The organism is Candidatus Protofrankia californiensis (assembly GCF_900634765.1).
Classification (GTDB): domain Bacteria; phylum Actinomycetota; class Actinomycetes; order Frankiales; family Frankiaceae; genus Protofrankia; species Protofrankia californiensis.
The window spans coordinates 35,597-38,704 of record NZ_CAAAFT010000256.1 but is presented as its reverse complement, the minus strand read 5'-3'; the positions used below and the strand labels follow the sequence as shown (position 1 = coordinate 38,704).

Sequence of the window (3,108 nt, the reverse complement as noted above, 5' to 3'; positions counted from 1 at the left end):
CTCCCACAGGAGACCGCATCAACCGTGCCTGAGGCAGCCTCCCACACTTTCTCCCGCTCTCCCATCACTGATCAGAACGCTGGAACTCCGCCCGCCACGACCGCTGGCCCCGTTGGGTTCCCTGCCGCCGCGGCCAAGCCGAACGAGGATGTCCAGATCGCCCTGACCGTGTTGGGCCGGCTCCCCATCCGGGACGAGGTGTCTTCTCGCGCGGACCTCACCGGCGCACAGCTGGCTGGTGCCCAGCTCGAGAGAGCGAACCTGTCCAGGGCTGTCCTGGTCGAGACGGACCTCACCGGTGCCCGGCTCCGCGAGGCGAACCTGACCAGTGTCGTGCTGGGCAGAGCGAATCTCGGAGTCCAGTAGGAACGGAGCAGAGAGCCGGGGTTGCTGTCACATCTGTTGACACCATCGGTGGGTAGGCCGCTACGATCACGGCATCGTTTCGGGGGCAATGGGCGGGGTCGTGGCAGTGGAATCGCAGGTCATCGGCACGCAGTACCCATGTCATGATCGTCGATCGGGCGCAGGTGGCCGCCGCGCTGCCCGGTTACGAGTTGGGCGCCCAGCTCGGCGCCGGTGCGTACGGGCTGGTCTTGGCCGGTCGGCATCGCCGCCTGAACCGCCAGGTCGCGATCAAGGTTCTGACTGCGGACCACGACGCCGCGGCCGGCAGCTTTGACGCCGAAGCGCGGCTCCTCGCCAGCATGGATCATCCGCACATCGTCCGGGTTCACGACTACACCGAGGACCATGACCTGTGCCTGATCGTCATGGAGCTGCTGGCCGGGGGGACGCTGACCCGCCGCCGCAAGGGGATGTCCCCGGAGGGGGCCTGCGCCGTCGGCCTGGCGGTGGCCTCAGCGCTGTCCCACGCACACGGCCAAGGGGTGTTACACCGCGACATCAAGACCGACAACATGCTCTTCGATGCCACTGGTCTGTTGAAGGTGACCGACTTCGGCATCGCGAAAATCGTCGAGGGGTCGGCGGCCACTGCCAGCGCGGTGATCGGCACCCCGACCTACATGGCACCCGAACAGATCCGTGGCGGCCGGCTGGGACCGGCCACCGACCTGTACGCGCTCGGGGTCAGCTGCTGACCGGAGCACCGCCGTTCGACCCGACACTGCCGCTGCGCTCGCTGTGGCAGCACCACCTCGACACCCTCCCGACCCCACCCGCCGGAGTCCCCACACCGGTGGCCGAGGTGGTCCTGCGAGCCCTGGCCAAGGACCCGGCCGACCGCCAGCCCTCTGCCCACGCCCTCGCGGTGGACCTCGCCGACGCCGCCGGCCGTAGCTACGGCCCTCGCTGGATCTCCCGGTCCGGCGTCGTGGTACGTCTCGACGACGACGTCCGCAACGCCGCCGACCAGCCCGCCGAACCGGCCCAGCTGGCCGCAGACGAGAATCAGCAGCTCCAGGCAGCACTGCAGGAGGCCGGCAGTAAACTTGCCGAGACAGCCGCGGCACAGGAAACAGCCCGAACCGAGCACCGCCCGGCCATCGACGCCCTCGAGCAGACCACGCCAGATCGTCCCCCACCATCGGCTCCAGCTCCGCCTTTGCCCGTCACGCCGCCCGACGGCTCCGACAAGGCGGCCGGCGCACACACTCACGTGCGGGATCCGCTCGGCCCGGCCGGCCTGCGGGAGCACCTCCACGCCCCTGCGGTCCCGACGGCCGTGTCGCCGGTAAAGCCCGCACGATCGGGTGGTGGCGCGATCGGCCGGTTCCTGGCCGCCTGGGGCGGCGGTGAGCTCGCCTCCGCCGACGGGCTGCGGTTCGTCGTTCCCGTCCGCACGATCAATGCCGGGCCCAACCCGAAGTACTTCGGCAAGGGTGCGAGGGGGGTGACGTACTACAACTTCGCCTCGGACCAGTTCACCGGCTTCCACGGCATCGTCATCCCCGGCACCCCGAAGGACTGGTACTACCTGCTCGAAGGCCTCCTGGAGCAGGAGACGTCGCTGCGCCCCGTCGAGGTCACCTCCGACACTGCCGGCGCCTCCGAAATGGGCTTCGGGATCTTCCGGCTGCTCGGCTGGCAGTTCTCCCCGCGTCTCGCCGGCGCAGGCAGCGCCACCCTCTACCGAGTCGACCCGGCCGCCGCCTACGGCCCGCTGCACAACCTCATCCGGACCCGCGTCAACACCGGGATCATCGTCGACAACTGGGACGACCTGCTACGGGTCGCCGGATCCCTGCTCACCGGCGCGATCCGCCCCGCCGAACTGTTCCGCTACCTGGCCGGCGGCGGCACCCCCATCCCGGTCGGCCCGGCGCTGATCGAGCTCGGCAAACTCGACCGCTCCGCCTACTTCGCCGGCTACTTCGACGACGAGCTGCTGCGCCGGCGGGTGAACACCCAACTTAACCGGCAGGAATCCCGCCACCAGCTGTGCCGCAAGATCTGCCACGGGCAGAAAGGCGAGCTCCGGCAGAAGTACCGGGAAGGCCAGGAAGATCAGCTCGGGGCGCTGGGATTCCTCACGAATGTCTGTGTTCTGTGGAACACGGTCTACACCGCCCGAGCGCTCGACCAGATCCGCGCCGAAGGCAAGCCCGCCGCCGACGTCGCTCGCCTCTCCCCACTCGGCTTTGATCATCTTAAGATGCTGGGCCGCTACAACTTCTCGCTGCCCGACATCGTCCGCGACGGCCAGCTCCGCCCCCTGCGGACACCCGCGCCCGGCCAGTAGGGCCCCGCTACTCTCGCGTGGCGGGCGGGGACGCCGCGAGCGTCCGGCGGACCTGCTCGTGTGACACGCCGACGAACGCCGCGATCCGCCGCAGCCCCCAGCCCTCCTGCTGGGCGGCGACCATCGCCGACGCCAACGCAACCGACGTCACCTCGTACACCGTCGCCCGCAGTTCCGCCAGCGCTCGCAGCCGGACGGCCGGAGCCAGGTCCACCAGTTCCCCGCAGAACCGCTCCACATCAGCCCGCAGGAACGCCACACCGTCAGAGCCCACCGGGCGAGCCTGACCCGCCACCGCAAGAGGTGTCAACAGATGTGACAGCAACCCCGGTTCTCTGCTCCGTTCCTACCGGACCCCGAGGTCCTGGCCGAAGCCCTGGCCGGTGTGTCGAGGCTGCCGGCGC

At 69.6% G+C, this 3,108-nt stretch carries 4 protein-coding genes; 3 read left to right on the top strand and 1 reads right to left on the bottom strand.

The window, feature by feature from the left end:
* From DD1DGNOD_RS14025 to DD1DGNOD_RS29430, 3 genes are all read left to right on the top strand, one after another.
* A partial coding sequence (locus DD1DGNOD_RS14025) for a pentapeptide repeat-containing protein (protein ID WP_165036712.1) occupies positions 1 to 366 on the top strand: 366 nt, incomplete at its 5' end.
* Between the two features lie 143 nt (positions 367 to 509).
* On the top strand, positions 510 to 1,103 hold the full coding sequence (locus tag DD1DGNOD_RS14020; RefSeq protein WP_346434320.1) for a serine/threonine-protein kinase: 594 nt from the start codon (positions 510 to 512) through the stop codon (positions 1,101 to 1,103).
* A 98-nt stretch (positions 1,104 to 1,201) separates the two neighbouring features.
* Positions 1,202 to 2,704, top strand: coding sequence for a Tn3 family transposase (locus tag DD1DGNOD_RS29430; protein WP_346434319.1), 1,503 nt, complete (start codon positions 1,202 to 1,204; stop codon positions 2,702 to 2,704).
* A 7-nt stretch (positions 2,705 to 2,711) separates the two neighbouring features.
* Here the strand turns inward: DD1DGNOD_RS29430 and DD1DGNOD_RS14015 are convergent, their stop codons facing one another.
* Positions 2,712 to 2,978 carry a hypothetical protein gene (locus DD1DGNOD_RS14015; RefSeq protein ID WP_131766820.1) on the bottom strand — a complete coding sequence of 89 codons (267 nt, stop codon included), beginning with the start codon at positions 2,976 to 2,978 and terminating at the stop codon, positions 2,712 to 2,714.
* Between the last annotated feature and the right edge of the window lie 130 nt (positions 2,979 to 3,108).